At 62.3% G+C, this 3,205-nt stretch carries 3 protein-coding genes; 1 reads left to right on the top strand and 2 read right to left on the bottom strand.

Features of this window, described 5'->3' with window-relative positions; translation table 11 throughout:
• Positions 1–154: 154 nt before the first annotated feature.
• Entirely contained in the window at positions 155–1,021 is an 867-nt protein-coding gene (locus OXG98_01660; protein MCY3770720.1) for a bifunctional 5,10-methylenetetrahydrofolate dehydrogenase/5,10-methenyltetrahydrofolate cyclohydrolase, read from the top strand.
• Between the two features lie 42 nt (positions 1,022–1,063).
• Here OXG98_01660 and OXG98_01655 read toward each other — a convergent pair whose 3' ends face one another.
• Positions 1,064–2,089, bottom strand: coding sequence for a hydroxyacid dehydrogenase (locus tag OXG98_01655; GenBank protein ID MCY3770719.1), 1,026 nt, complete (start codon positions 2,087–2,089; stop codon positions 1,064–1,066).
• Between the two features lie 186 nt (positions 2,090–2,275).
• Positions 2,276–2,902 carry a transcriptional regulator gene (locus tag OXG98_01650; GenBank protein MCY3770718.1) on the bottom strand — a complete coding sequence of 209 codons (627 nt, stop codon included), beginning with the start codon at positions 2,900–2,902 and terminating at the stop codon, positions 2,276–2,278.
• Positions 2,903–3,205: the final 303 nt, after the last annotated feature.

Raw genomic sequence — 3,205 nt, 5'->3', positions numbered from 1 at the left:
GATCGAGGAGAGGCCGAGGCGATCTCGTGGCGGCGAGCTGATGGCGGCGAGCTGATGGCGGCGATCTAATTGGCGGACGCGATGCAATCAGCGTATTGAATCAGCGCGGCTTAGGGCGATCTCGAGATCAGATTTCATTAACAGAGGAAAGCCAATGGGTTCGGATCAAGGCCCGGTGATCATGAGCGGCCGCAAGCTGGCCGACGAAATGCAGGCGAGGCTCGCGAATGAAGTCACCGCGTTGCATGAACGGGGCATCACGCCTGGGCTTGCGACGATTCTGGTCGGGGACGACGGACCCAGCGCGACCTATATCTCCATGAAGCACCGGGCGTGCGAGGAGATCGGCATCCGGTCCATCCATACCCACCTGCCCGAATCCACTTCGCAGGAAGAACTGTTGCGGACCATCGGCCGCATGAACGAAGACACCGAGGTCGACGCGATCCTGGTGCAGATCCCGCTGCCGGATGGACTCGACGAGGACGAAGCGCTGCTCTCCGTGGCGCCTGACAAAGACGCGGACGGGCTCAATCCCATCAACCTGGGCCGGCTGGTGATCGGAAAGCCGGGGCCCCTGCCCTGCACGCCCAACGGCATCCTCGCCCTGCTGGTCCATTACGGCGTGCCCATCGAAGGCAAGAACGTGGCGATCGTGGGCCGCGGACTGACCATCGGCCGGCCGCTGGCACTCCTGCTGTCGTTGAAACGGCCCCACTGCAACGCCGCGGTCACCGTACTGCATTCGGCCGTACCCGACATGGCCGACCACCTGCGCGAAGCCGATATCATCATCGCCGCCGCGGGTTCGCCCGGACTGATCACGAAGGACATGGTGAAACCCGGCGCGGCCGTGGTGGCCGCGGGCATCACCCGGAAGGGCAAGAAACTCCTCAGCGACGTGGACGAGGACGTGGCCGAGGTCGCCGGCTGGATCACGCCCCGCATCGGGGGCGTCGGTCCCATGACCGTGGCCATGTTGATGGAGAATACAGTACTGGCGGCGCTGAGGCGGGGCTAGCTCCATATGGCGTTCGCCGCGCGGCGCTCCATTAAACCACCCCTACGCAATCAGCGCCCAGTGTGCCAGATCCACCTCGCCCGGCACCGGCTCCTTTTCCCCGAAAAAGCACTCCAGCGCGCTTAAGGTAATCTCGCCGATCTCGAGGTGGCCGAAGGCCCCGGCACCCGAACTGTGGGGCGTGATGACCACGTTGGGCAGGGGACGCAATCTGTGGTCGGGCGGCAGGGGTTCGGGCGTGGTCACGTCCAGCTGGACCTGGATTCTGCCGGTCTTCGCTTCCTCGTACAGCGCGTCGTGGTCCAGGACAGAGCCCCGCGAGGTGTTGACCAGCACGGCGTCGTCCCGCAGGAGCCGCAGCTGTTCCGCGCCGATCATGCGGTCCGTCTCCGGGATGAACGGCGCGTGAATGGTCACCATGTCCGACGCCTCGAACAGCGTATTCAGGTCCACGCGCTCCACGTTCATGCGACCGGCGTCCCAATCGCTCAGGTAGGGGTCGTAGACGAGCATCCGGACGTTGAAGGGCCGGAGGAGGCGAATCACCTCCCGTCCCACCATGCTGGCGCTGACGATGCCCACCACGGCGCCGCGCAGGAACTGGTTCGACCACGCCTGGTCCGGGTCCCGCCACATGCCCCGGTCCCGGATGTTGAGCGCGTCGTGGATCCACCGGCGGCTCATCATGATCAGCGCGCCGACCGCGTGTTCCGCCACGTTCAGGGCGATGGCGCCCCGTGCGCTGACGACGCGGATCCCCCTGGGCACCAAGTGTCCTGCGACCATCTCCGGGGTGAACAGGTACTTGACCGATCCCGCGGAATGGACAATGATCTTCAGGCGGCTTCCCCGCTCCAGGGCGGTTTCGGTCAACGGCAATACACCCCAGCCGGTGACCAGGCCGTCGAATTCGGATATTCCCTCTTCCACCTCGGCGGCCGTCACGGCGCGGTCCGTATCGTTTGCAACCACGCCGAAGCCCGCGAGTAACCGCCTGTGGGTGTCCTCCTTGAAGACCCCGGCGGTATGGGACGGCGTCGGCAGGTACCAGATCCTGGGTTTGCTCATGGGAAACGCCCCGCATCATGGAGGCCGGAAATCGGCGTCAATCGGACTTGTGGCGAGATGCCTTTAGCCTGCCGTCAGTCGCGCTTTCGGACCAGGTACCAGTGTCTGGCCTTCAGTCGCGCTTTCGGACCAGGTACTGCTAGCCGGCCTCAATCGCGCTTCGGACCAGGTACCAGTGTCTGGCCGTCAATCACGCTTTCGGACCAGGTACCGGCACCGGTCGTCTCCTAGTATCTTGTGTTCGTCCCGGCGCACCCCCGCATCCAGGGTCCGTTCGAACAATTCCTGTTCGAGTTGGCAGACCCTGGGGAAACGGCGGGCTATTTCGTAAATCGGACAGTGGTGTTCCACCAGGATGTATTCATCGCCGTCCGTAACCGATTCGGCCATGTATCCTTCCCGGTCCCGGATTTCGGCGAGGACGCGCACCCGTTCCGCAAGGGCCTGCCCGGCCATCTGCTGGTTGTAAGCCTGCTCGAGACGCTCCGTGCGCAGTGCCAGGAGGGCGTCGGCCTTCTCCGGTCCGTCGGTTTCGGCAATCTGCTCGAGCAGCTCCACCGCGAGTTGGCCGTATCGTGCCGGGAACAGGTGCTCCGCCTCCTTCGTGAGGCCGAAATAGTGCGCCGGCCTGCCGCGGTCCTGCCGCACGACCCGTGTCTCGACCAGGTCGTCGCGCTCCAGGCTGCTCAAGTGCTGGCGAACACCCATGGAAGTGATCCCTATTTCCCCGGCGAGTTGACCGGCCGTCATGTCGCCCCGGCGTTTGAGCAACTCCAGGATCTGTCGGCGTGTAGTGCCTTCCCGTTGTGGCATGGTCACGCTCCGCGATGGTCATGCTCTGCGAATGAAGCGGTTGTAAATGCTGTGCGGGCGAGCGTCTGTTCCGCGTATCTGCGTGTATCCGCTGTGTGTATCCCTGCATCCACAAATTACGCTGGTGCGGTCGCCCTGGATTGTACGCTGGCGCAATCTTGACTGTATTGTAAAGCATTATCCAAAATATGGTACAATAAAAAATAAATATATTTTATAAATAATTATATTGACATATTTCTTTGATTACTTAAATTGGATGAAAACGCTTATATTTTATTGTGGATACAACGCATAATCACG

It is taken from the genome of Gemmatimonadota bacterium, assembly GCA_026706345.1.
Lineage (GTDB): Bacteria > JAAXHH01 > JAAXHH01 > JAAXHH01 > JAAXHH01 > JAAXHH01.
The sequence above is the reverse complement of the archived record's forward strand: the minus strand, read 5'-3'. Positions and strand labels throughout refer to the sequence as shown.

Coding starts and splice junctions, on each gene's coding strand:
- OXG98_01660 (MCY3770720.1), top strand. CDS start 155: ATGGGTTCGGATCAAGGCCCGGTGATCATGAGCGGCCGCAAGCTGGCC.
- OXG98_01650 (MCY3770718.1), bottom strand. CDS start 2,902: ATGCCACAACGGGAAGGCACTACACGCCGACAGATCCTGGAGTTGCTC.
- OXG98_01655 (MCY3770719.1), bottom strand. CDS start 2,089: ATGAGCAAACCCAGGATCTGGTACCTGCCGACGCCGTCCCATACCGCC.